At 42.5% G+C, this 22459-nt stretch carries 15 protein-coding genes and 1 CRISPR repeat array (1 of these 16 cut by a window edge); of the genes, 6 read left to right on the plus strand and 9 right to left on the minus strand.

What is annotated here, in order from left to right:
* Positions 1 to 515: direct repeats of the CRISPR family, unit length 37 nt; unit sequence GTTTCAATCCCTGATAGGGAGTTAATGAAATTGCAAT (it extends 1782 nt beyond the left edge of the window).
* A gap of 234 nt (positions 516 to 749) precedes the next feature.
* Positions 750 to 2033: an ABC transporter ATP-binding protein gene (locus tag VB693_RS05925; RefSeq protein WP_323265499.1), complete on the minus strand. Its 1284-nt coding sequence runs from the start codon at positions 2031 to 2033 to the stop codon at positions 750 to 752.
* A 188-nt stretch (positions 2034 to 2221) separates the two neighbouring features.
* Here VB693_RS05925 and VB693_RS05930 point away from each other — a divergent pair, with 188 nt between their 5' ends.
* Positions 2222 to 3436 carry an FAD-dependent oxidoreductase gene (locus VB693_RS05930; protein ID WP_323265440.1) on the plus strand — a complete coding sequence of 405 codons (1215 nt, stop codon included), beginning with the start codon at positions 2222 to 2224 and terminating at the stop codon, positions 3434 to 3436.
* A gap of 37 nt (positions 3437 to 3473) precedes the next feature.
* Here the strand turns inward: VB693_RS05930 and VB693_RS05935 are convergent, their stop codons facing one another.
* Positions 3474 to 4304, minus strand: coding sequence for a tetratricopeptide repeat protein (locus VB693_RS05935; protein ID WP_323265441.1), 831 nt, complete (start codon positions 4302 to 4304; stop codon positions 3474 to 3476).
* A gap of 450 nt (positions 4305 to 4754) precedes the next feature.
* Between VB693_RS05935 and VB693_RS05940 the strand changes: the two genes are divergently transcribed.
* The gene (locus tag VB693_RS05940; RefSeq protein ID WP_323265442.1) at positions 4755 to 5696 is read left to right on the plus strand and encodes a GNAT family N-acetyltransferase; all 942 of its coding nucleotides are present in this window, start codon (positions 4755 to 4757) and stop codon (positions 5694 to 5696) included.
* A 483-nt stretch (positions 5697 to 6179) separates the two neighbouring features.
* On the opposite strand, the gene VB693_RS05945 is transcribed toward VB693_RS05940, so the two are convergent.
* A complete protein-coding gene (locus VB693_RS05945; RefSeq protein WP_323265443.1) occupies positions 6180 to 6350 on the minus strand; it encodes a hypothetical protein in 171 nt (56 codons plus the stop codon).
* A gap of 389 nt (positions 6351 to 6739) precedes the next feature.
* On the opposite strand from VB693_RS05945, the gene VB693_RS05950 reads away from it, so the two are divergent.
* The gene (locus VB693_RS05950) at positions 6740 to 7273 is read left to right on the plus strand and encodes a single-stranded DNA-binding protein (RefSeq protein WP_323265444.1); all 534 of its coding nucleotides are present in this window, start codon (positions 6740 to 6742) and stop codon (positions 7271 to 7273) included.
* Between the two features lie 295 nt (positions 7274 to 7568).
* Here VB693_RS05950 and VB693_RS05955 read toward each other — a convergent pair whose 3' ends face one another.
* The 4 genes from VB693_RS05955 to VB693_RS05970 all read right to left on the minus strand — a co-directional run bounded on the left by VB693_RS05955 (position 7569) and on the right by VB693_RS05970 (position 9962).
* Positions 7569 to 7766: a hypothetical protein gene (locus VB693_RS05955; RefSeq protein WP_190699839.1), complete on the minus strand. Its 198-nt coding sequence runs from the start codon at positions 7764 to 7766 to the stop codon at positions 7569 to 7571.
* Positions 7767 to 7850: 84 nt separating this feature from the next.
* Positions 7851 to 8078 carry a hypothetical protein gene (locus VB693_RS05960; protein WP_323265445.1) on the minus strand — a complete coding sequence of 76 codons (228 nt, stop codon included), beginning with the start codon at positions 8076 to 8078 and terminating at the stop codon, positions 7851 to 7853.
* Positions 8079 to 8334: 256 nt separating this feature from the next.
* Entirely contained in the window at positions 8335 to 9261 is a 927-nt protein-coding gene (gene murQ / locus VB693_RS05965) for an N-acetylmuramic acid 6-phosphate etherase (RefSeq protein ID WP_190699844.1), read from the minus strand.
* 263 nt (positions 9262 to 9524) lie between these two features.
* A complete protein-coding gene (locus tag VB693_RS05970; RefSeq protein WP_323265446.1) occupies positions 9525 to 9962 on the minus strand; it encodes a DUF3110 domain-containing protein in 438 nt (145 codons plus the stop codon).
* 292 nt (positions 9963 to 10254) lie between these two features.
* On the opposite strand from VB693_RS05970, the gene VB693_RS05975 reads away from it, so the two are divergent.
* Positions 10255 to 16140, plus strand: coding sequence for a translocation/assembly module TamB domain-containing protein (locus tag VB693_RS05975; RefSeq protein WP_323265447.1), 5886 nt, complete (start codon positions 10255 to 10257; stop codon positions 16138 to 16140).
* 68 nt (positions 16141 to 16208) lie between these two features.
* On the opposite strand, the gene VB693_RS05980 is transcribed toward VB693_RS05975, so the two are convergent.
* On the minus strand, positions 16209 to 18014 hold the full coding sequence (locus tag VB693_RS05980) for a ShlB/FhaC/HecB family hemolysin secretion/activation protein (RefSeq protein ID WP_323265500.1): 1806 nt from the start codon (positions 18012 to 18014) through the stop codon (positions 16209 to 16211).
* Between the two features lie 269 nt (positions 18015 to 18283).
* On the minus strand, positions 18284 to 20485 hold the full coding sequence (locus VB693_RS05985) for an HAD-IIB family hydrolase (RefSeq protein WP_323265448.1): 2202 nt from the start codon (positions 20483 to 20485) through the stop codon (positions 18284 to 18286).
* Positions 20486 to 21035: 550 nt separating this feature from the next.
* Here VB693_RS05985 and VB693_RS05990 point away from each other — a divergent pair.
* Together VB693_RS05990 and VB693_RS05995 are read left to right on the plus strand one after the other, a co-directional pair.
* Positions 21036 to 21764, plus strand: coding sequence for a toll/interleukin-1 receptor domain-containing protein (locus VB693_RS05990; protein ID WP_323265449.1), 729 nt, complete (start codon positions 21036 to 21038; stop codon positions 21762 to 21764).
* A 38-nt stretch (positions 21765 to 21802) separates the two neighbouring features.
* Positions 21803 to 22459, plus strand: a 657-nt coding sequence (locus VB693_RS05995) for a TIR domain-containing protein (RefSeq protein ID WP_323265450.1), incomplete at its 3' end; no start/stop codon positions are given.

Below are 22459 nucleotides of genomic sequence, written 5' to 3' on the forward strand. Positions count from 1 at the left end.
GAAATTGCAATCCAAGGCTTATAAAATACTGCCTCAGTTATTAATTGTTTCAATCCCTGATAGGGAGTTAATGAAATTGCAATGCTACCTTATTGGAACAGGAGCTAGCGGAGCTGTTTCAATCCCTGATAGGGAGTTAATGAAATTGCAATTTCTTGGTGTTGGACACCTAAGCCCTTTTTATTGCGAAAAAGTTTCAATCCCTGATAGGGAGTTAATGAAATTGCAATAGGTACGCAGGAAAAACAACTCGTGACCAATTGTTTCAATCCCTGATAGGGAGTTAATGAAATTGCAATGTGACTAGTGCGCTAGAGGGTATTGGGGCATCATTGCGTTTCAATCCCTGATAGGGAGTTAATGAAATTGCAATAGCAAGAGCATCACTAATACGTTGATTAACTGCTGTTTCAATCCCTGATAGGGAGTTAATGAAATTGCAATCTGATACTAATGAGTGTCCTAGCTACACATTTTTGTTTCAATCCCTGATAGGGAGTTAATGAAATTGCAATAGCGGCGACCTCAAATACTGTCTGTATTTAGTTTTCAAGGTTCGGTTGCGCGAATGGAGTAATCGTAGCATAAAAAATTTTGGTTGACTAGTATACAAATGCCTAAAACCCTTACTACATAAAGTGCGCGGCTATTTTGATCAATAAATTTGTCAAAAGCCTTACGCTACTGCAATTTCAGCCTGCGTTGTCAAAAGCCGATTTTGAACACCTACCCATTCGCGCATTTAGAGACTAGGGAAAAATAGCTAAGTCGGTGTTTGGGTCGAAAAAGTGAATTTTATCTGGGGTAAGCGACAACCAAAGTTGCTCACCTACACTGACTAATCGTTCTGGTGGAATTCGCACTTGCAGAGGATTAATGATGTGGGCGAATTTAGATTGCTCTTCAACTAGTGTTGCAGTAATAAAAGCATCGTTACCCAGGTTTTCTACTAAGTCTACTTGCACTTGTAAGTTTTTAGTAGCAGGTACGGCTAAGTTCAAGTGTTCTGGACGAATACCTAAAATTAGGGTTTGTCCATCATATTTTTGCAACGGATTAGCCCAAATTTCTGGAAGGGTAAGACGGAATTGAGCATGGGTAATTAACAGAGGCGCGTGAAATTCTACGGGAATAAAATTCATTGGTGGTGTACCAATAAATTCGGCGACAAAGCGGTTGTTTGGGTTGTTATAAAGCTCTAATGGAGAAGCGACTTGTTGAATTTGACCTTGATTCATGATGGCGATGCGATCGCCCATTGTCATCGCTTCAGTTTGGTCATGGGTGACGTAAATCGTCGTTGTCCCCAATTGTCGCTGTAATTTGACGATTTGAGCGCGGGTTTCTGCTCTTAACTTCGCATCTAGGTTAGAAAGCGGTTCATCCATTAAAAATACTTGAGGATTGCGTGCGATCGCTCTTCCTAATGCTACCCGTTGTCTTTGTCCCCCAGATAGCTGCTTTGGTAAGCGATGTAGCAACATTTCAATTTGCAATAACTCAGCCACACCCCGCACCTGTTGATCTACTTCTCGCTCTTTCTCCGATATATAACGTAATCCTTTGGGTAGCTTTTTTGTCGTCCCCACCAAGAGATTTTCTGCCCAATTTGGAAGTTGGGAGTGGTGATTTTCCCCATTTCCTAATTCCCGGCGACGTAACCCAAAGGCGATGTTGTCATACACGGTCATATGGGGATACAAAGCGTAATTTTGAAACACCATTGCAATGTCCCGTTCCTTGGGGGGTAAGTCATTCACCAAGCGATCGCCTACCCAAATATTACCGCCTGTCATTTCTTCTAAGCCAGCAATTAACCGCAATAGGGTACTTTTCCCGCAACCAGAAGGCCCCACCAATACCATAAATTCCCCATCAGGAATGGTGAGGTTAATCCGACGCAATACATTAATACTTCCTGCTTGTTCTGGTGGTATATCGTTTTTTTTGCCAGATTCGCTTGGTAATACCACACTTTCCCCTCGGCGGGGAGGAAAACTTTTATAAACGTTTTCTATAAAAACTTGTGCCACGGGTTTTAGTGATTGGTCAATAGTCATTAGTTATTAGTCAAGAGTTAGCATAGCAGTAAGCTAATTATGAATTACAAAAAACCGCCTGCATCCCAAGTCCCCAGAAGTTCTTCACTCCGTGACGCTAACGCGTAGCTTGCTTCTCCGGAGGAGTATAATTTTGAATTTTGAATTTGGAGGAAAGCAACATGACTAACCATGACATTGTAGACCTACAAACTACAGATTGTTGCATTGTTGGTGGTGGGCCTGCTGGAGCAGTTTTGGCATTGTTGTTGGCGCGTCAAGGAATTTCTGTGATGCTGTTGGAAGCACACAAAGATTTTGACCGAGATTTTCGCGGTGATACAATTCACCCCTCGGTAATGGAAATTATGGAGGAATTGGGGTTAAGCGATCGCTTGCTGCAATTGCCCCATGCTAAGATGCGCCAAATTAGAGTAAAAACCCCTGAAAATACCATTACACTGGCTGATTTTAGTCACCTGAAAACCCGCTATCCCTACATTACAATGTTGCCCCAGGTGAAATTTTTAGAATTTATCACCGAGGAAGCACAACAATATCCGAATTTTCAATTAGTCATGGGGGCAAATGTCCAAGAAGTAATTGTAGAGGACAGTGTAATTCAAGGTGTACGTTATCGGGGCGGCGGTGGTTGGCACGAAGTCCGCGCTATGCTGACAGTTGGTGCAGATGGTCGTCATTCCAAGTTACGACAGTTAGGCAATTTTGCCACGATTGAAACTTCACCACCAATGGATGTACTTTGGTTTCGCTTACCGCGTCAACCAGAAGACGGTGAGGGAGGAATGGGACGCTTTGCTTCCGGTCATATTGTAGCGATGCTTGACCGTGGTGATGAATGGCAAATAGCCTATGTTATTCCCAAGGGAGGCTATCAGAAGTTACGTGCTGAGGGTTTAGAGACATTAAAAACATCTGTTGTGGAAGTTGTCCCAGAATTAGCTAACCGAATTAATAATTTACACGACTGGTCACAAGTAGCGTTTCTTTCTGTGGAGTCTAGCCGTGTGCAACGCTGGTATCTTCCAGGATTGTTACTCATTGGTGATGCAGCTCATGTCATGTCACCAGTTGGGGGTGTGGGAATTAACTACGCCATTCAGGATGCTGTGGTGGCTGCAAATGTGTTAACTAAACCTCTGCAAAATCACCATGTAGAATTGAAAGACTTGGCAAAAGTGCAGCATCGGCGCGAATTACCCACACGCATTATTCAAGCATTTCAGACTTTGATCCAAAAACGAGTTTTTGCCCCCATCCTTTCATCTAATCGCTCCTTCCAACCCCCAGCCTGGTTACGCTTGCCGATTCTGCGCGATTTACCCGCCAGATTAATTGCTTTAGGGGTGTTTCCGGTTCATGTGAAACAGTTGTGAGTAGAAGCGTTTAGCCTGTGCTGAATCAAACTTCATTTTACGTCCTAATTTTTGAGCTATTGTTGATCTGCCTAATTTGATCTAATGCTGCTTGAGATTTAGCTGTGTCGCCTTGTTGCTGAAAAAGTTTAGCTGCTTTTTGTAAATCAGCGATCGCTTTTTTGACATCTCCTATTTTAGAGTAAGCAAGACCACGATTGTTATAGGAATCTGCATTATTAGGATTAATTTGTAAGGCTTGATTAAAATCTGCGATCGCTGCTTTTAAATCTCCTGTTTGTGCATACTTCACACCCCGATTATTGTAAGCATCTACATACTTAGGGTTAATTCGCAAGGCTTGGTTAAAATCTTCTATAGAGCCTTTTAAGTCTCCTGCTTTGTCGCGTGCTACGCCTCGGCTGTAGTAAGCATCATCATCATTAGGATTAATCTGTAAGGCTTGATTAAAATCCGCGATCGCTGCCTTTAAATCTCCTGATAACATGAGAGCTTTCCCGCGATTTTTATAAGCATCCGCATATTGAGGATTAATTTGTAAGGCTTGATTAAAATCTGCGATCGCTGCTTTTAAATCTCCTGATAATCCGCGAGCTATACCTCTATTTCTATACGCCTCAGCATATTGAGGATTAATTTGTAAGGCTTGGTTAAAATCTGCGATCGCTTCTGTTATTTTTCCTGCTGATGCACGCTCAATACCTCTTTGATTATAGAATTTCTCATCTTTATTGCTAACTTCTGATAGTCGTAATTCTGGCTTTTTTCCTAACTCTGGAGAATTTGACACATTTGCAGCATTTACCGACAAACCGTATATTGCTACTGCCAATCCTGTCGCTGCGATCGTCCAACTCAATCCTTTCATAAGCTTGTATCTCGTCAATTCTTAGTGGCAATGCTACCAATAGCAAGTCACATTATTTTGATGATAAAAATACACTTAAGCTAATTATCTGGTTTTTAGGTTAATAAAAGATTATTAATAGTTAAAAACTTAGCCATTATATTTTCCATACCACAAAGTTCTGAAATTTATTCATTCCACCAGACAAGATTGGCGTTAGAATTCAATTAAAATATAATACCTAAAGTAAAACTTTTATGTCCTAAAACTATTTCTCTATTACATATTACTATCTTCAAAAACTAGGTGCGATAGAGTGTTAGGATTATATATTGAAGTGATATGATGAGGTTTTCTATCGTTATTTAATAAAGAGAAAATATTTATTTATGAAAGAATAATTAAAATATTTTTATTACACACAGTAATTCTGAAACTTACACTCTTTTTGCCAAATCACATAGTTTTCCAATGCTAGAAATCAGCCCAAATCAAAAAGATACCCAATCTTTATATAATTTTGTCAACCTGAACAGTAAAACATCTCTCTTTTATGAGAAACTGACCTACCCCAATTTTCGTCCACGTCTCAGAAATATAGATACTGATCAATCTATAGTTGCAATAGGAGTAAATCAGGGTTCACAACCAGTTGGGCTGATTTTAGCTGAAACTTCTCATCATCAAAGAATTGGGGAAATTCTGTCATTATTTGTAATCCCAGAACATCGGGGATATGGACTAGGTAAAACTTTGCTCACTTACATAGAAGAAGAATTAGCTGAACATGGTTGTTCACAAGCTAATTTAGTTTATGTACCTAACTCTACAACTCCCTATTTAGAAAAAATCCTCAAGCAATGTCATTGGTCTACCCCTCAGTTACGGATGTTAGTTTGTTCTGCACCAATAATTAACATGAAGGATGCTTCTTGGTTAAAACTAGCTGATGCTTTACTTTCTGGATATAGCATATTTCCTTGGATGGAATTAACTACACAAGAAAAAGAATCAATTCAAACACAACAAGCAAATTCTAGATGGTATCCCGATATTCTCTCTCCCTGGACAGAACCAGAGATAATTGAACCGCTTAACAGCTTGGGGTTACGCTTTCAAAACCAAGTAGTAGGTTGGATGATTACACATCGAGTTGCTGTAGATACAATCAGATATACCAAACTTTTTGTCAGAGAAGATTTGCAACGCCTAGGTCGTGCTATACCCTTGTTAGCAAAAGCAATTCAGCTTCAATTAGTAACAGTAGCAGATACGAAAGCAGTGTTTACTATAGTTGCTGATAACACGCCTATGGTTAAATTTATGCACAAAAGAATATTTCCCCATCAGTTATCTATACGCCAATCTTGGGGAACTACAAAAGTATTTAATATAGCTAAATATAGCCAGTAAATTCAATTCGGAATCAAAAATATTTAATACCATTTTTTTGTGAAGCTGCATCTTATTCTGACCCCTCCTAACATCTGACTTTGCACATCATGTGGAAAAGCTAATGCGAAACCTAACCCCCCAACCCCCTTCCCTACTAGGGAAAGGGGAGAGATCAAAGCCTCTCTCCTTGCAGGGGAGAGGTTTGGAGAGGGGTTTTCCAGATACCGTGAAAAGTCAAATCCCAACATCCTCTGAATAAGGGCTACAGTATACACACACGACTTTTTAAACAACCTCTTAGTAAAGGGAAGTTTCAATATGTTTCGGATAAGATAATTTGCCAAAATAATAACGTCTCTACTCACCCATAACGTTAACCGAACTGTATTGGGGGAGGTTCTTTCTATGCTTATTCATATAAAAAAATTTAACCTTCTTTCTCAAGAAAAAGAAGGTTAAATTTTTTTCTAAAGCTGACTATCTTGAGTTAACTTCAATTACTTAAAATTTAAAAGTAACTTTAGCCTCAACATATGCACCTTTGTCTTCGCTATAACCACCTGAAACAGAAACTTCACCTTTTCCGCCCATGATTATTTCTAGTTCGAGGTCTGACAACTCTGCATATTCTAATTCAACTGGTTGCAAATCGGAAATTGTGATGTTAGCCATGATGGTTTTCCCCTTAAATGTATGTAGTAGTCAGAAGGAAATCAACTCTGTACAAATAATCTTCTGTTTGACTAATAAATTCAAGAGTTTATTTATTAGATATAGTGCCAAAATAGATGCAGTTATGAATTTATTGATAATTGTCTACTAACTTTTTTACCCAAATGCGTGAGGGTATTGAGTAAGAATACATCAATCAATGGTACAATTATACTACTCATGCAAGATCAATGCTCGTTTTAGTCAGGCGAAGGTGTCCAGTAGTGTTATGACTGCTGTGCAACGCCATCGCTTGGCTTTTATGCTAGGAATAAAGAACGATCGACAGTTTATAAATGAATTCATAATTACGAATTACGAATTACGAATTATTAAGTCAGGAGGATGGAATGAACAGCTGTGTGTTGATGGCGGAAATTATTCAAGAACCGCAATTACGCTATACATCAGATAACTTAGCAATCACAGAAATGCTGGTGCAGTTTCCCAATTCCCAGCGTTCAGAAGATGCGCCGGCGACTTTAAAAGTTGTAGGGTGGGGGAATTTAGCTACAGAAATTCAGCAAAACTATCACCAAGGCGATCGCGTGATCATAGCCGGACGTTTAGGGATGCACACGGTTGAGCGTCAAGAGGGTTTTAAAGAAAAACGTGCTGAGTTGACTGTACAACAAATTCAACCTTTAAGCGGTGATTTCACATCATCGCCAGCACCAGAGAGAACTCCATCGGCGACAGAAACACCACCACAACCACAACCAGCACCAAGTAACGTTCCTAGTTACGAGTCGCCACGTCCAACGGCTACCCCAGTTGCAAGTACCGTGAATGCTACTCCCCAGGTGAACACCTACGAACCTGTCACTCAACCTAGCAGCTATCAGCCTGTGGCCGAACCAGATCCAGATGATATTCCGTTTTAGGTATAAGGGATTGGGGACTGGTGAAAAGTTAAGTTGAATTGTCATAGAGCATTCGCGTCAGCGTCTTGTCTACAACACGCTGCGTGAATGCGCAGCGTCCCGCAGGGAAGCTAGAGAAGCGATCGCATGGACTCGTTTTTAGTTAGATTTTGGCAAATTATCTGATCCGAACCGTATTGGGAACATTTCGTGAACGTCGTTCCTCTGGTGTGATGCAGTTGGTCATACCATCTCAATGACCTGTAATTAAAAGTATCATCCTACCGATACATAAAATGCACAAGTTATAAATTGTTCAGAATGTACCCCGAAATGCAGCATAGGCAAGGGTAATGATAATTGGTAGGATGATAGAAAGAGTAATGATCAGTCCTGTCTTACCAAAACGAATTTCTTGCCCATCTGCTTTTAACAGAGCAATTACACCTGCGGTTGCCATAAAAACCCAAATGCTTCCAAAGATGATAAAGATAGTGAATGCTGAGTCATTCATAGTATTTTCTTAACTATGATTTCATCCCTTCATTCTAAGTCTAAGTTGCGACTTTACCTATACTATTGCTCCCAAAATTGATATTCAACTGCGATCAGATGATTTATCCTGCTTAACTTTTTTAATTAATTCCATGTAGATATTAATCTCATTCACTTCTACATCATGTTCAAGTCTAGTTACCTTCCATTTCTCCTTTCTTAAGTAAACTTCTTCTCCTATCCTGGGAAGAAATTGTAAATCATAGAACTTTTTGATAAAATCTTTTTGGTTTTCTTCCCATAAGATTATTTTGGCTGATTCTTGGCTCATTATTTATCCTTCTTTGTTAGTAAATGAAAGTCAGTAGATTGAGTTTATCTTACTAATTCAAATCAATAGCGTAGTTAAAGCCACATTATTTCCTAATGCTCATTAACCCTGTATTTTACACAATCTTAATCAGGTAATAATACCCAAGTTTTTATACTAACAATTGCTTTTGGTTACAGCTGAGTTTACTCATAAAAAAAGGCTAACTACCAAAATATAGTAGCAGCCGTGTGTAGAGTATTTCTCTAGAGAATGTTCAAGATGGCTGAGTACCTTTATAGCTGGCAACAGCATCTCTGAGATTACCTTGGTGTGTTGATAACAGCCGATCGCCATCTTCTTTGCTTAAACCAGTCCAGTGCATTAATAATGCCAGCTTGACCCACTTGCCGCTATGTTCTAACAAATAACCAGCCGCTTCCCGACTTAAACCTGTGAGGTCTTGTAAGATGCGTAAAGCGCGATCGCGTAATTTTTGATTTGTGACCGCTACATCTACCATGCGATTGCCGTAAACTTTGCCTAGTTTGACCATCACCCCAGTAGACAGAATATTTAAAGTTAGCTTGGTGACTGTACCAGCCTTGAGACGGGTAGAACCTGCCAACACCTCTGGCCCGGTTAATAACCGAATATCAATATCAGCCTCAAAACCGACCTGTTCTGCTGGTACACAGGCCATAAAAATTGTTAAAGCACCCCTTTGACGGGCAGCATTTAGCGCACCGTGGACAAAAGGAGTCGTCCCACCGGCAGTAATTCCCACCACTACATCTAAGAGAGTAATATGGCGTTGAGCGATCGCCGCATCACCATCTTCAGCCCGGTCTTCTAAATCCTCAGAACTACGTACCAACGCCCCAGCACCACCAGCAATAATCCCCTGTACCAACTCTGGGGGTGTACAAAAAGTTGGGGGACACTCAGCCGCATCTAACACCCCCAACCGACCACTTGTCCCCGCACCCACATAAAACAAGCGTCCACCCTGGCGCAACCGTGCGGCTGTCTCCTCAATGGCCTTAGCTATTTCCACCTTAGCCGCCGCCACCGCCGCCACTGCCTTATGGTCTTCACTATTAAATAACTCCACCAACTCTAAACCACTAAGTTGGTCTAAGTTCAGACTCAAAGGATTGACTTGTTCAGTCAATAAATGCCCGCGTTCCTGCAAATTTGTCATTTATGCTAGCCTGTATCTCTACTTCCGAATTATGTACCAATTGCTATTAACTGAAACTCAGTGCTGAATGATGGTAGCCTCACGGGTTTTTAAAGCGTCCTGAATCACAAGTTAGTTTATCCTTACTTACTAATGATTTACTTGCTACAAAACGCTTATTCGCTGTCTTCATAACTCAGCACTCCCCACTCCCCACTCCTAACTCCCCACTCCTAACTCCTAACTCAGCACTCAGCACTCAGCACTCCTAACTCAGCACTAAACTACAACAATCCTTCTAACTTGCGACGAATTTTTTCTAGTTCAGTCGGAGAAAATTCTGTTTCTTCTGCGGGTGGTACATCGTCAAAATCTAAGCTATCGTCGCCAGTCTGATCATATTGCCCATCAGGTTGCCAGTCGGTTTCTTCCAGGTTGATTTCTGGAGGAATGAAGTGACTCGGATCAGAGCTGTTTTCTGGGATAATTTCCCATTCATAGTCAGCATTTTCGCAAAACTCCTTAATTTCCTCTGCGTCCATTGCTTCGACAGTAGGCGTATGGAAATCTTGCGCTTCTAACATAAGGGCAAAGCGAAGAGCATCGTCTTGGGACTCAAACATGAAAATTTTATTGCGATCGCCCACACGCACAGTATGAATCCCCTCATTTTCCGTGTGAGCATTAAAAATCAACACAAAAACCCGCATTGGCGTAATCATCTTTCTTTATATTTTGATGTCTATCTATTCATTAAAGTTCTAGACCGTGTACCTGTGAAAGTCACAGCATTATTTCTCACTTTAATCCAAATTTTTCCCAAGTGTAGGGACATAAGGGTGTAAGAGTATAGGGGTGTAGGGGAGCAAATAAGCAAAACTAGTGAATAATCGATAATGATTACGAGTTCATCCTCATGTCAAAACCTGAGATTGGTTTGTATCTTGGTATAGTAATATGCCCATAGTGCTAGTAGTGTGCTTACCACATCCAGCAAAAAAGAAGTGAAACCAGATGAGTAAATCTTCCGATCAAGATCATCAATCCCGTAATACTGACCGCAAGCCTTTATGGTTACTGGTTCTAAAGCGTGGTGGTATAGCCCTAGGGAGTATTTTACTGCTGGGTTTAATCGGCGGTGCTTGGCGATTGTGGATTTTTGTCCAAAAAGAATTAACGCCGTTAGCAGAAAAAAGTCTCACCAGTACACTCAACCGTCCGGTAAAATTGGGCAAAGTCACACAATTCTCACTCACAGGAGTTAGTTTTGGTGCTTCTGCCATCCCCGCTACACCTACAGATCCGGATAAGGTGGAAGTCGATGCTGTGGAAGTAGCTTTTAACCCCTTGCTGTTAATTTTTAATCGCCAGCTAAAACTAGATGTTACCTTAGTGAACCCGGATGCTTACATTGAACAGGATAGCGAAGGACTGTGGATTACTACGACCCTTGCACCACCGGGAGCAGCAGGAGCGATTAAAACTGATTTAAATACACTACGCTTCCGTAATGGCAATTTGGTACTTTTACCGCAGAAGAAAGAGCTTGAGGGGGTAGGGGAAGGAGACAAGATAGACAAGGTAGATAATCCTTCGTCTCTTATAGCTTTTTCTCAAGTGTTGGGATCGGCTCAATTATTAGAAAACAATCAACTGGTGAAATTTGTAGTCCAAGGTCAGGCGGCTACTGGGGGTAAAATTTCTATTGCGGGGGATGTGCGTCCTAAGACGTTAGCCGCGAATCTGCAACTTCAAGCCGAAAAAATACCAGCTACCAATGTTACTAGTCTTGTAAAATTACCACTGGATTTACAAACAGGTCGAGTCAATGGTGATTTGCGAATCCAACTAGCACCAGAGCAGAAGCCTTTATTGTATGGTAGTGCTGACTTAGAAGGGGTAACGCTGCAAATTCCCCGAACACCACAACCATTCATTAATAGCCAAGGTAGTATCTATTTCCAGGGAACGGAAATTAAACTAGAGAATATGACCGCCAACTATGGCAAGATTCCTCTAATCGCCGCAGGAATTATCGACAGTAATAAAGGCTATAAGTTGGCTGGACGGATCAATGGGGTAAGTGTCGCTAATGCTCAAGAAACGTTAAATTTAAAATTGCCTGTACCTGTAGCTGGACAATTACAAGCGAAATTACAGATGGTAGGGGATATTACCAACCCTATTCTTTCAGGTACTGTCACCACTGTTAAAACTGCCCGCATTGATAAAATTAATTTTAAGCGCGTTAGTAGTAAGTTTGAATTTAATGCTAAGGATGCCTTAGTTAAGCTGGAAGATATTCAAGGCGAAACTACGGTAGGGGGTGAAATTAACGGTGGCGGTATCATCCAACTTGGAGAAAATCCCCAATTAAATTTAAATTTTGTAGCCAAGCAAGTTCCGGGAGATGCGATCGCTAAACTCTATAATCCTGATCTTGCTTTTAAAATTGGTACTGTGTCCGCTACAGGTAGTGTCACTGGTACACCTACCAATGCCCAAACATTTGTCAAATTTGCTGCCCCTGGGGCAATTTATCCTACCACTGGTGAAGTGATCGTGGGTGCAAATCGTAACTATAACTTCCGCAATGTGGTGGCGCGGGTAGCTGGTGGAACAGTACGAGGTAATGGTACTTTCGCCAATCAACGTTGGCAAGCGGTGGCTCAAGCTGCTGGTGTGAGCTTACAACCCTTTGTTGACCAAAATCAACTGCAAAATGTCTCTTTGGCAGGGGTAGAATTAAACGGTCGTTTTATTCTGGCTGGGACGGCTGAACCTTTCCAAATTGCTAGTATTCGTGCCGATGGGGCGGGAGTGCAAATTGGTGGTGGTAGAATTGCGATCGCGAATATCCAATTACAAGACCAAAATTTCGCCGCCCGTTTAGTGGCTAACAATGTCCGCCTGGGACGCATCCTCAAAAATTCTCCGCCAGCTTTAGCTAATCCCTTAGACGGCACATTCCAAATCGCCGGCAACAGAGAAAATTTTAGTCTCAAAACTCTTCAGGGTAATGGGGAAGCAAGGCTGCGGGTTAACGGCGGGACAATTACAGCAGCGAATATTCAACTCGCTAACGGTCGTTATCAAACCCAAGTCCAAGCTAATAACGTCCCTGTACAACGCTTGGCGGCTGTCCCCATTCAAGGTAATTTAACTGGTCAATTAGATGTTGCTGGGTCAGTCGAATCTTTCAGCCCCCAAACCATCCAAGCCAGTGGACAAGGAAGAATCAATGTCGGCAATGGCACAATTACCGCCGCGAATATTCAACTCGCTAACGGTCGCTATCAAACCCAACTCCAAGCCAATAATGTCCCCCTACAACGCTTGGCAAAAGTACCCCTACAAGGCGATTTAACTGGGCAATTAAATGTTGCTGGGGCAGTGGATGCCTTCAGCCCCAAAACCATCCAAGCCAATGGACAAGCCAGAATTAATGTCGGCAATGGCACAATTACAGCATCAAATATTCAACTAGCTAACGGTCGTTATCAGGCACAAGTCCAAGCGAATAATGTCCCTGTGCAACGCTTGGCAACTGTCCCGCCACAATTTCAAGGTAACTTAACTGGTCAATTGAGTGTAGGTGGGGGAGTCGATTCCTTTAGTCCCCAAAGCATCCAAGCTAGGGGTGAAGCACAACTAAATGTAGCAGGGGGTAATGTTGTATTCTCCAACATTCAACTAGCTAACGGTCGCTATCAAACAGCAGTTGCGGCGGCTGGTGTGCAGTTAAATCGGTTTAATCAACAACTGCGGGGACAATTTGGCGGACAGTTGCAATTAGCTGGTAATTTGGGTTCAGCGAGATTAGCTGATGTGCAGGCATCTGGTCAAGTACAATTATCCCAAGGCGTACCGGGAATTGAACGCCCCCTTACAGCCGCCTTGGCTTGGAATGGGGAAAGGTTGACAATTCAGCAAGCAAATGCTCCCGGTTTAAATATTAGTGGCGATATAGCAGCCAATGCCACCAGTCCAGGTATCCCGGAAATTACAGCCTTAAATCTCAACGTCCAAGCCCAAGATTTTGATCTGCAACAGTTACCTGTGACTCTACCCAATCAGGTAGCGGTGACAGGAAAGGTTGATTTTAACGGTCGCGTGACTGGGAAGTTACCATTGCCCAATGTAGCAGGGCAAATTGGCTTAAAAGATTTTGTCGTGCAGGGTATCGCCTTTGACCCACTGTTAACTGGGAATGTGCAGTCAGGGCAAGGACAGGGTTTAAATTTAGACTTGCGAGGAAATAGAGATCGCATTGCTTTAAATCTCAATGCCAATAATCGCCCCGAATCCTTCCTTGTACAATGGCAACAAGCGATCGCCCAAGGTCAAGTTAAGGGGGATAATTGGTCAGTGAAAGTTGCCAGCTTCCCCTTACAAATTTTGAATGTGTCACCGCCGCCAAGTCTCCGTTTGGGTGGGGGGAACGTCGCGGGATTATTAACGGGCGACGTACAATTTAATCAAAGCACATTTGCAACTACAGCTAATTTAGCGATCGCGAATCCCGAAATCGGCCGGATTAAAGGCGATCGCATCACTACTCAGTTCCGTTACAGTGATGATACAGTCAGCATTACTAGCAGTGAATTTATCAAAGGTGACAGTCGCTACGCCCTAGCTGGTAATTTTGCTAAAACCCCCAAAGGGCCAAGAGTGCAAGGTAAACTCAACGTCAGTCAAGGAAATATCCAAGACGTACTTACAGTAGCCCAAATTTTTGAATTCCAAGATTTCCAAAACAATGGTTCAGCAGCTAACTATGGCAAAGCCGAGGACTTAAATACCTACGCCCAAGGTTTACCGAATCGCCCGTTACTTGACCAGATCAAACGCTTTTATGAAATTGATGCTTTAAGAACTGGACAAGAAGAACAGCGTAATGCTTCGCCGATACCTGAGTTGGCAGACTTACAAGGAACTTTTAACGGAGAAGTTGCCCTAGATACTGACACCCCCAAAGGCTTATCAGTACAGTTTAATTTAAACGGACAGAACTTTACTTGGGGTAAAGAAACAGAAGAAAACCGTTTCTATCGTGCTGACCAAATCATTGCTCAAGGTAGTTTTGAAAATGGCGTTTTGCAAGTGCGACCTTTACGCATTGAATCAGAAAATAGTCTGGTAGCTTTTGCAGGAAACATTGGCGGTGCAGACCAATCTGGTCAATTACGAGTCAGTAACTTCCCATTACAGGTATTGAATAACTTTGTTAACCTACCCGTAGGCATTACAGGTAATCTTAGCGGTACAGCAGCCTTGGCAGGTAGTGTTGCCAACCCTCAAGCCAGAGGAGAATGGCAAATTACCGAAGGTACACTCAACCAGAAAGCAATAGAATCAGCCAACGCCAGTTTTAGCTATGCTAATGGACGCTTGAACTTTGGTAGTACCGTGTCTGTGGCTGGGCCACAACCCGTCAATATTAATGGCAGTATTCCTTATCAGTTGCCATTTGCGACTGTAGCACCAGACAATGACCAAATCAGCTTAGATGTGAAAGTTCAAAATGAGGGATTAGGAATATTAAACCTGTTAACCAACCAAATCGCCTTTGAAAAAGGTCAGGGGGAAATAGACTTAACAGTACGAGGAACTAGACAAAAGCCCATATTAAATGGCATTGCTACTATTCAAGATGCCACCGTTTCGGCTCAGGCTTTACCACAAAAGTTGAGAGGTGTTACAGGTAGAGTGCAGTTTGATTTTGACCGCATCCTCGTAGAAAGTCTGCAAGGCAGATTTAGCCGTGGTAAAGTAGAAGCCTCTGGGGAGATTCCGATTTTCAACAACGAACTGCCGATTAACAATCCCCTGAATGTTAACCTTGATCAGTTAGCCATGAACCTGAAAGGACTCTATCAAGGAGGGGCGAGTGGCAACTTACAGATTACTGGTTCAGCTTTAACCCCAGCTATCGGCGGTAAGATCAGTTTATATGATGGTCAGGTATTGTTAGCAGAGTCTACCGACACCGAGCAGAATAATAGTAATACTGGCATATCACTTACAAAACTGAACAAGCAAGATAAACAGGAAGTTAATGGAGCGGCTGCAACCGCACGGTTTAATGATTTAGAACTAGAATTAGGCAAAAACCTCCAGATTACCCGTCAACCAATTTTAAACTTCCGCGCCACAGGCAACCTTACAGTTAACGGTACTTTTGCCGACCCTATCCCTGTTGGTACAATCCAGTTAAAAGACGGTGGGGTAAACTTATTCACCACCCAGTTTAAACTAGCTAGCGGTTATAAACACACCGCCACCTTTAGAGCCAACCAACCCCGCGACCCCGATTTAGATGTACAGCTATTTGCGAAAGTCCTAGATGTACTCCAAAACAGCGACTTTAGTGGGGATAGGCTGAATCCTACCGGTTTAGCTGCATTGGAGTCTGTACGAGTGGAAGCCAATGTCAAAGGCCCCGCCAGCCGACTCAACGAAACCCTAGAATTAAAAAGCAGTCCATCCCGCAGTGAAAACGAAATTGTGGCTTTATTAGGTGGTGGATTCGTGAATCCCCAAGGAGGTGACAGTACCCTCGGTATCATCAACATCGCTGGTTCAGCAGTATTTAATAACTTTCAGTCAGCCTTCAGCCAAATCGGTGGGGCTTTTGGTTTAAGTGAACTGCGGATATTCCCCACCGTAATTTCTGATAACCCAGAAGCAGGTAAAAGTAGTTCATCTATCGAATTAGCAGCCGAAGCCGGCATTGATATTTCCACTAAGTTGTCTATTTCTAGCATCAAGATTTTGACGGCTAATGACCCCTTCCAATGGGGGATTAACTACCGCATTAACGATCAAATCCGGGTGCGTGCTTCCACTAATCTAGAAGATGATAGTCGCGCTGTAGTTGAGTATCAAACCCGGTTTTAATCTGGGATTCTTCTTTGTGTTCTCCGTGCCTCTGTGGTTAAAAATGTATCTAACCACAGAAGCAAGAATTAAAAATGATTATAAACCACAGAAAAATATAGCCCATTTTCTTGCCAAGTTCCATTCTGGGAGTCAACAGATACCAGAGGAATGCCCCAATCAAGACGCGCCCTCAAGCGATCGCCCTGTGACCACCTTAAGCCCAAACCCACCGAAGCTAAAGCATTAGGGTCAGGATTAGTACGAGAATTATTCCAAGCCACTCCAAAATCTGCAAAAGGTACAACCTGCAACACACCTCTAGATTGGGATAGACGCAAAATCGGTATTTGCACTTCTGCCGCAGCAAAAGCACCATTATCTGCCAGGAGAAAATCTTGGCGATAGCCCCGCACACTATCTAGTCCACCTATACCAAACTGTTCTATAGGTAACAGTGTTCGCGATGCTAATTGCGTATTAGCACGCACAATTAATAAACTATCTGGTGCTAATAGCCGCGCCCATTGTGCTTGTCCCTGCCAAGAAAAAAACCGACTATCGGGAGCATCGTTATTAACAGTGGCATCAAACGCACCTATACCGAGATTAAATTGCGATCGCAAAGCAATCACTTGGCGGCTATTGCGAGTCGTCCATTCTTGGAAAAAACGTAACGCAGATATGCGCGTGCGTCCCTCGTCATCAGCACCCAAGGAAGGAAAGGGTAGTCTTGCACCTTCTATATAAGTGGCTTCGCTTTCGCGCCGCGAAGCCGTCAATCCCAAGGCAAATTCTTGGGTGGGAGTTTGCATTAAGGGTTGGCGGAGTGTCAACTCATAGTAGCGAGAAGAGGATTCAATATCGAGAATATTAAAAGGTTCTTCAATTACATTGCTGGCTGAAGTCCCAAAACTCAAACTGAGTGTGCCGTTGCGGGGATTTATAGGTAATGTATAGCTAGTATCAAAGGTATTACTGCCATCGGTATTAGTATAGGCTAAACTCAAACCATCCCCTAAACCCAGTAAGTTAGCTTCATTGACTTGGATACGGCGACGAAAACTACCCACACTAGGCGAGCGGCCATTATCTAGGGCTAATTGAGTATTAAAGGTTCTAGCTTCCTTGACTTTAATTTGTAGTAAACTTGTCCCCGGAGTCGCCCCAGCTGACAAATCCGCCGACAAGTTGGCAATTAAGGGATTGAGTTGCAGCAGTTGCAATGCTTCTAATAACTTTTCTCGATTTAAAGGGGGAGAGGTGGCGATCGCTAAACGGCTACGCACATAATTAGGATTGAGTCGTTGTGTCCCACTAATCTGAATGTCTTCTAATCTCCCTTCCACCACCTGAATTGTAATCACACCAGATTTAATTGTTTGGGGTGGAATGTAAGCACCAGAAGTAATGTAACCCTTACTGACGTACAGTTCGGTAATTTTCGAGCGAGCCTGAAACAGTTCTGCCAAAGTGATTGTCCTGTTGGTAAACTCAGCAGTCACCTTGGCTAATTCTTCTGGGCTGAATACAGTGCTGCCTAAAACTTCAAACCTTTCTACAGTTATTGTTTGCGGAATATTCTCTGGTAATGGTTGCTGAGGTTGGGTATCTGGGATAGTCGGCTGGAGTAATTCAGCTGGTGGTGGTAAAGGCTGTAGTGGTTGGGGGGATGGCAAACTGGGAGATGTAGGTGGTTGGACATCCTGTGGTGGCGGGAATTGCTGCGACAAAATTTGTTCCTCCCCAACCTGAAGGGTATATACTTTTGTCGTGACGGCAGTTTTTTCAACAGCTTGAGCTTTCATCTCTGGCAAATCTGTGCTACTGAGTAGTACGAATATACTTAGAGTTAACCCAGATACCGTCAACTTTTGAGGGCATTGATACATCATGCTAGTAGAGTTTTTTGCCAACAACTTAGATGCTTGTACTGCCAAGGCTTCAAATGTGTATCTTACTTGACTTTTGGTGTCTAAGTGAAGTAACCAGCAAAACTTCATTGAAAGCGACGGCAAACTCCATCCCATTGTGGGTGGAGAGGGATATTCGCCCCGTGGCTTAGGGCATAGGGAAGTTCTTCCCCATGCCCAAATGGATTGGTAATTGGTAATTGCTAATTCGCTCGATTACCATTACCAATTACCAACCGTCCCAGAGATGATTAGACTAATACCATTTCTGGCTGAGTTGGAGACAAATTCCCAAAGAAGTCATAATGATCCAGTGCTTCCAAAATGCCCCAGGCATAATGTCCTTGAGCAAAGTAAATCTGGGCATAGCCCCGTAATTTTTGGATTTCTTTGCTGTAATTACCCACCACAACCGCTAGAGTATTACCCGCTAGCATTGTTTCATCATTGCCTGATGCCCCTGCAACTAAGAACCGTTTCACAGGTAAGCCCCATTTTAAGGCTATATAACGTAGGGCATCTCCTTTAGAAGCGCGGATGGGCAGCAAGTCAAGATACATATTATGGCTATAAACGCCTTTAACGGGGAGTTGCTGACGACGCAAATGGCGAATAATTTCTCGGTAGCTGGGCGAGATACTGGGATCAACAAAGTAGCTGATTTTAAACCTGGTTTGAGCCTCTGTTGACTGCAATTCTAATCCAGGGATGTTTTTCATAGCTTCCCGAATTGACTCTGGCTGCCAATTGTAACTAATGTGTTTTTGCCAACTGGTATCTGTGACAATCTGCGGGCCATAGTAGATTTCGCTACCAGTGGAAGTGATCAGTAAATCTGGCATGGGAAACCGCCATTCTTCCAGCATATTTAAGGTACTTTGAAGAGTGCGACCAGTGGCAATGCAGACACCAGTTGTTTGTCCTTCATTGCGGATGCGCCCAATCAACTTTTCTAAGGCTTCTTGATCACCTAGGAGTGTATTATCAATTTCTGTCACCAGAAAGCGATCGGCTGTTGGTAAGCGGTTGGTATCAGGTATATTCCAGCCTGGGTGTTCAGTGGCTGGAAATGCTACAAGGGGACTGAGTAAAGATTGTACTTTTTGTTGGGGGAATAGGCGCACTTTTTCTAGATATTGCTCAACGTGACTCTGCCAAGAGAAATGTTTACGGACATTAACTAAACCATTATTAGACCAGCGTTGCCATTGTTCGGCATCTGTCAAACTTCTTTGCAGTGCATTCTGGATGTCTTTAATATTCAGGGGATCAACCAGTAGCCCATTTTCGCAAGCTCCGATGATATCCCGTGGTCCGCCGTCTGAGGTGGCGATGATGGGTACACCGCAGGCTGTAGCTTCAATGAGAGTTAGCCCAAAGGGTTCGGTGAGGGCTGGATTGATAAAAACGCCGCGTGTTTTGGCGGTCAGCCGATATAAGTCGGGTACATCGTCGGAAGTATGATGTTTGGGATAGGCGATATGACCATAAAGATCATAGCGATCGATTAATTGGAAGATTTCCGTCAAAACTTGGCGGGGGCCTGATTCCATTGTGGTGATGTCGTCTCGATTTCCTAGCACAATCACCAAATTAGCTAGGTTACGCAGTTCGGGATCTTCCCCAAAGGCTTTGACTAGAGTAGCTACATTTTTACGCACAGCCGGACGGGAAATTGCCGTGATCATCGGCTTGTCGGGGTCTTGCAGAAATCGTTGTAATTTTTGGTAAATGGGTGGATTTTCCCAATTTTCCGATGCTGGGTAGAAACGTTCTAAAGTTACACCAGGAGGAATTACCACCATTCTTTGTGGTTGATAGCGGTCATAAACGCCGTATTGTTCTTCAACTTCTTGATGGGTACTAGCGATGACTAAAGCTGCACCACCGAGGGTAATTTCCTCTGCTTCAATGCGGGTACTGATGTGATAGTTTTCTTCGATGCTTTCTGGTTTAGTGCCATGCTCTAGTAATCGTTGCAGTTTCACACGTCCCAGAGAGTGACCTGTATGCACTAAGGGTGTACCTAACCAACCAGCTACTCGACTACCTACGTAGCCTGCATCAGCGTAGTGTGTATGAATTACGTTTGGTATTTTGCCGACTTTGCGAATGTGTCTGAGCAATTCATCTGCAAAGGTATCTAAATAAGGCCAGAGGACTTCTTTGCGGAGGTAACGCCGGGGGCCGCAGGCTAGGCGAATGATTTGGGCTTTATCGGAGAGAATTTCTACTGGTTGGGCATAGTCAGAACTCACTTTGGGGTCTTGCACCAACCGAGTTACTAGATCAACTCTTTCTACGTCGGGGTGTTTAGCTAATGTAGCGGCGAGTTCGACTACATATTTTGTTTGTCCACCGTTGTCAGCATCTCGTCCTAACTCTAGATTATGACCTCTAATTAAGCCATGAACACTGACTAGTATGATATACAACCCTGAGTTATGTGACATTTGTCTTCCTCTCTAGTTGACTTTATATAGTGCTAAGTAAGTTGGCGTAAATAGATCAGGCAAGAGGGCAGAGGATTTTATCCTAGTTTATTTGTCTGCATATAGTTTGCTTTGATCACGCCAACTTAACTTATGTTTAGGCTTTTTTAACTGCATGAATTTTGAGAATTACAGATGAGATATCCATGAAATTAGCAAGACTCTATACCTTCCCAAACATCTGACCCATCACAAAATTATTCCCTGATGAATACTTTGTCATTGGCAAATCAACATCATTGAAATGGATTTATTATTTAGGGCAATGGCTTTTGTTAAACCTCCAAATTGATAAAATATACCTTTGTATATGTTATCAGTAATAGACCTTGCGATCGCGTCTGTTTGTACTAAATACTCAGATATAATAGCGCAGGCGCAGATTTAGCAATCTATTCCAGTGCCATATTTAATACTTCAAGGTGAATTTATTCTGGTGAGATTATTAATTTTAAAAGTTTAAACTGTATATTCATATACAATAAATTCAAAGTTATTTATACCAGAATTTATGTCTAATACAGTCAAAGTATTTTTCTCTTACTCTCACAAAGATGAAGCATTGCGCGATGAATTAGCAACTCATCTGAGCATGATGAAACGTCAGGGAGTAATTGAGGCTTGGCATGACCGAGAAATCAGTGCTGGTAGGGAATGGGCAAATGCGATTGATGATAATCTAAACATTGCAGACATTATTTTACTGTTGGTGAGTGCTAACTTTTTGGCTTCAGATTACTGCTACGACAAAGAAATGATGCGAGCGATAGAACGTCATGAAGCAAGAGAGGCGCGTGTAATTCCCATTATTCTTAAACCGTCAGACTGGAGTAGTGCGCCGTTTAGTAAATTGCAAGCATTGCCCAAAAATGCTCAACCTGTGACAAAATGGGCAGATCAAGATGACGCTTTTTTGAATGTGGCTCAAGGGATTCGCCGGGTAGTTGAGGAGATTGCTAAATCAAGAACCTCTGCAACTACTGCTGCAACTACAACACCTGTAATACCCAGTCAGGCTGGATTAACAGATAGGCAACATCGGAGATTAGAGCAAGAACGGGATTCATTACAGCAACAATATGATATTGTTAGCGACAAACTGGCTATGCTAAAAAAAGCATTGTTGATTGAAACTGATCCGTCTACCAAGTTTAAATTAGAATCGCAAATTCAAGAAGCTAAAACGGAACACAATAGATTAGATCAGCAGCTTGACGAAATCGAGCAGAAGCTTGTGTAGTTTACTTTTAACCCAGTCTGTGTCTTGCCTTATTCTTTATGAATTCTATTGAAGTTTTTATTTCTTATCACCAACAAGATGAAGAACTGCGCCAAGAGTTAGAGAAGCATTTAGCATCTTTGCGGCAGGAAAACTTGATTGCTAGTTGGCATGATCGCAAAATCATTCCAGGACAAGAAATTAAGAGAGAAATTGATCAGCATCTCAACCAAGCTGGCTTAATACTACTGCTAATTAGTTCTGACTTTCTAGACTCTGAATATCATTGGACGGTGGAAGTGACACGAGCCTTACAGCAGAATGCAGCTAAGAAAGCTTGTGTGATTCCCGTGCTGCTGCGTCATGTGGATTTGGGAACTGGCCGCCTTACGGAACTATTACCACTCCCGAAAAATCGTAAACCGATTAAAAACTGGGCTGACAGAGATGAAGCATTTTTTGAAGTTGCTAAGGGGATTCGGGAAGCGATCGCGCCCTTAATGGCACAATTAGTTAGTAGCGATGAGTTACCCCAGAAAGAAACTACAAAGGCAGAGGAAGACCTGCAATATCGAGTTACCGAACTGCTAAATGAAGCAGATCGTTTATACGAGGATAAAAACTTCGAGGGAGCAATCCTCAAATACAAAGCAGTCCTAAGTCTTGACCTAAACTCTGTGTATGCTCACCATAGACTGGGGAATGCGCTGTCTGCA

Origin of the sequence: Anabaena sp. UHCC 0399 (assembly GCF_034931465.1) — a bacterium.
GTDB classification, from domain to species: domain Bacteria; phylum Cyanobacteriota; class Cyanobacteriia; order Cyanobacteriales; family Nostocaceae; genus Trichormus; species Trichormus minutissimus.

Excerpts from the sequence above, each read along its gene's own strand:
- VB693_RS05930 (WP_323265440.1), top strand. The coding sequence starts at position 2,222 with ATGACTAACCATGACATTGTAGACCTACAAACTACAGATTGTTGCATT.
- VB693_RS05935 (WP_323265441.1), bottom strand. The coding sequence starts at position 4,304 with ATGAAAGGATTGAGTTGGACGATCGCAGCGACAGGATTGGCAGTAGCA.
- VB693_RS05940 (WP_323265442.1), top strand. The coding sequence starts at position 4,755 with ATGCTAGAAATCAGCCCAAATCAAAAAGATACCCAATCTTTATATAAT.
- VB693_RS05945 (WP_323265443.1), bottom strand. The coding sequence starts at position 6,350 with ATGGCTAACATCACAATTTCCGATTTGCAACCAGTTGAATTAGAATAT.
- VB693_RS05950 (WP_323265444.1), top strand. The coding sequence starts at position 6,740 with ATGAACAGCTGTGTGTTGATGGCGGAAATTATTCAAGAACCGCAATTA.
- VB693_RS05955 (WP_190699839.1), bottom strand. The coding sequence starts at position 7,766 with ATGAATGACTCAGCATTCACTATCTTTATCATCTTTGGAAGCATTTGG.
- VB693_RS05960 (WP_323265445.1), bottom strand. The coding sequence starts at position 8,078 with ATGAGCCAAGAATCAGCCAAAATAATCTTATGGGAAGAAAACCAAAAA.
- murQ (WP_190699844.1), bottom strand. The coding sequence starts at position 9,261 with ATGACAAATTTGCAGGAACGCGGGCATTTATTGACTGAACAAGTCAAT.
- VB693_RS05970 (WP_323265446.1), bottom strand. The coding sequence starts at position 9,962 with ATGATTACGCCAATGCGGGTTTTTGTGTTGATTTTTAATGCTCACACG.
- VB693_RS05975 (WP_323265447.1), top strand. The coding sequence starts at position 10,255 with ATGAGTAAATCTTCCGATCAAGATCATCAATCCCGTAATACTGACCGC.
- VB693_RS05980 (WP_323265500.1), bottom strand. The coding sequence starts at position 18,014 with ATGATGTATCAATGCCCTCAAAAGTTGACGGTATCTGGGTTAACTCTA.
- VB693_RS05985 (WP_323265448.1), bottom strand. The coding sequence starts at position 20,485 with ATGTCACATAACTCAGGGTTGTATATCATACTAGTCAGTGTTCATGGC.
- VB693_RS05990 (WP_323265449.1), top strand. The coding sequence starts at position 21,036 with ATGTCTAATACAGTCAAAGTATTTTTCTCTTACTCTCACAAAGATGAA.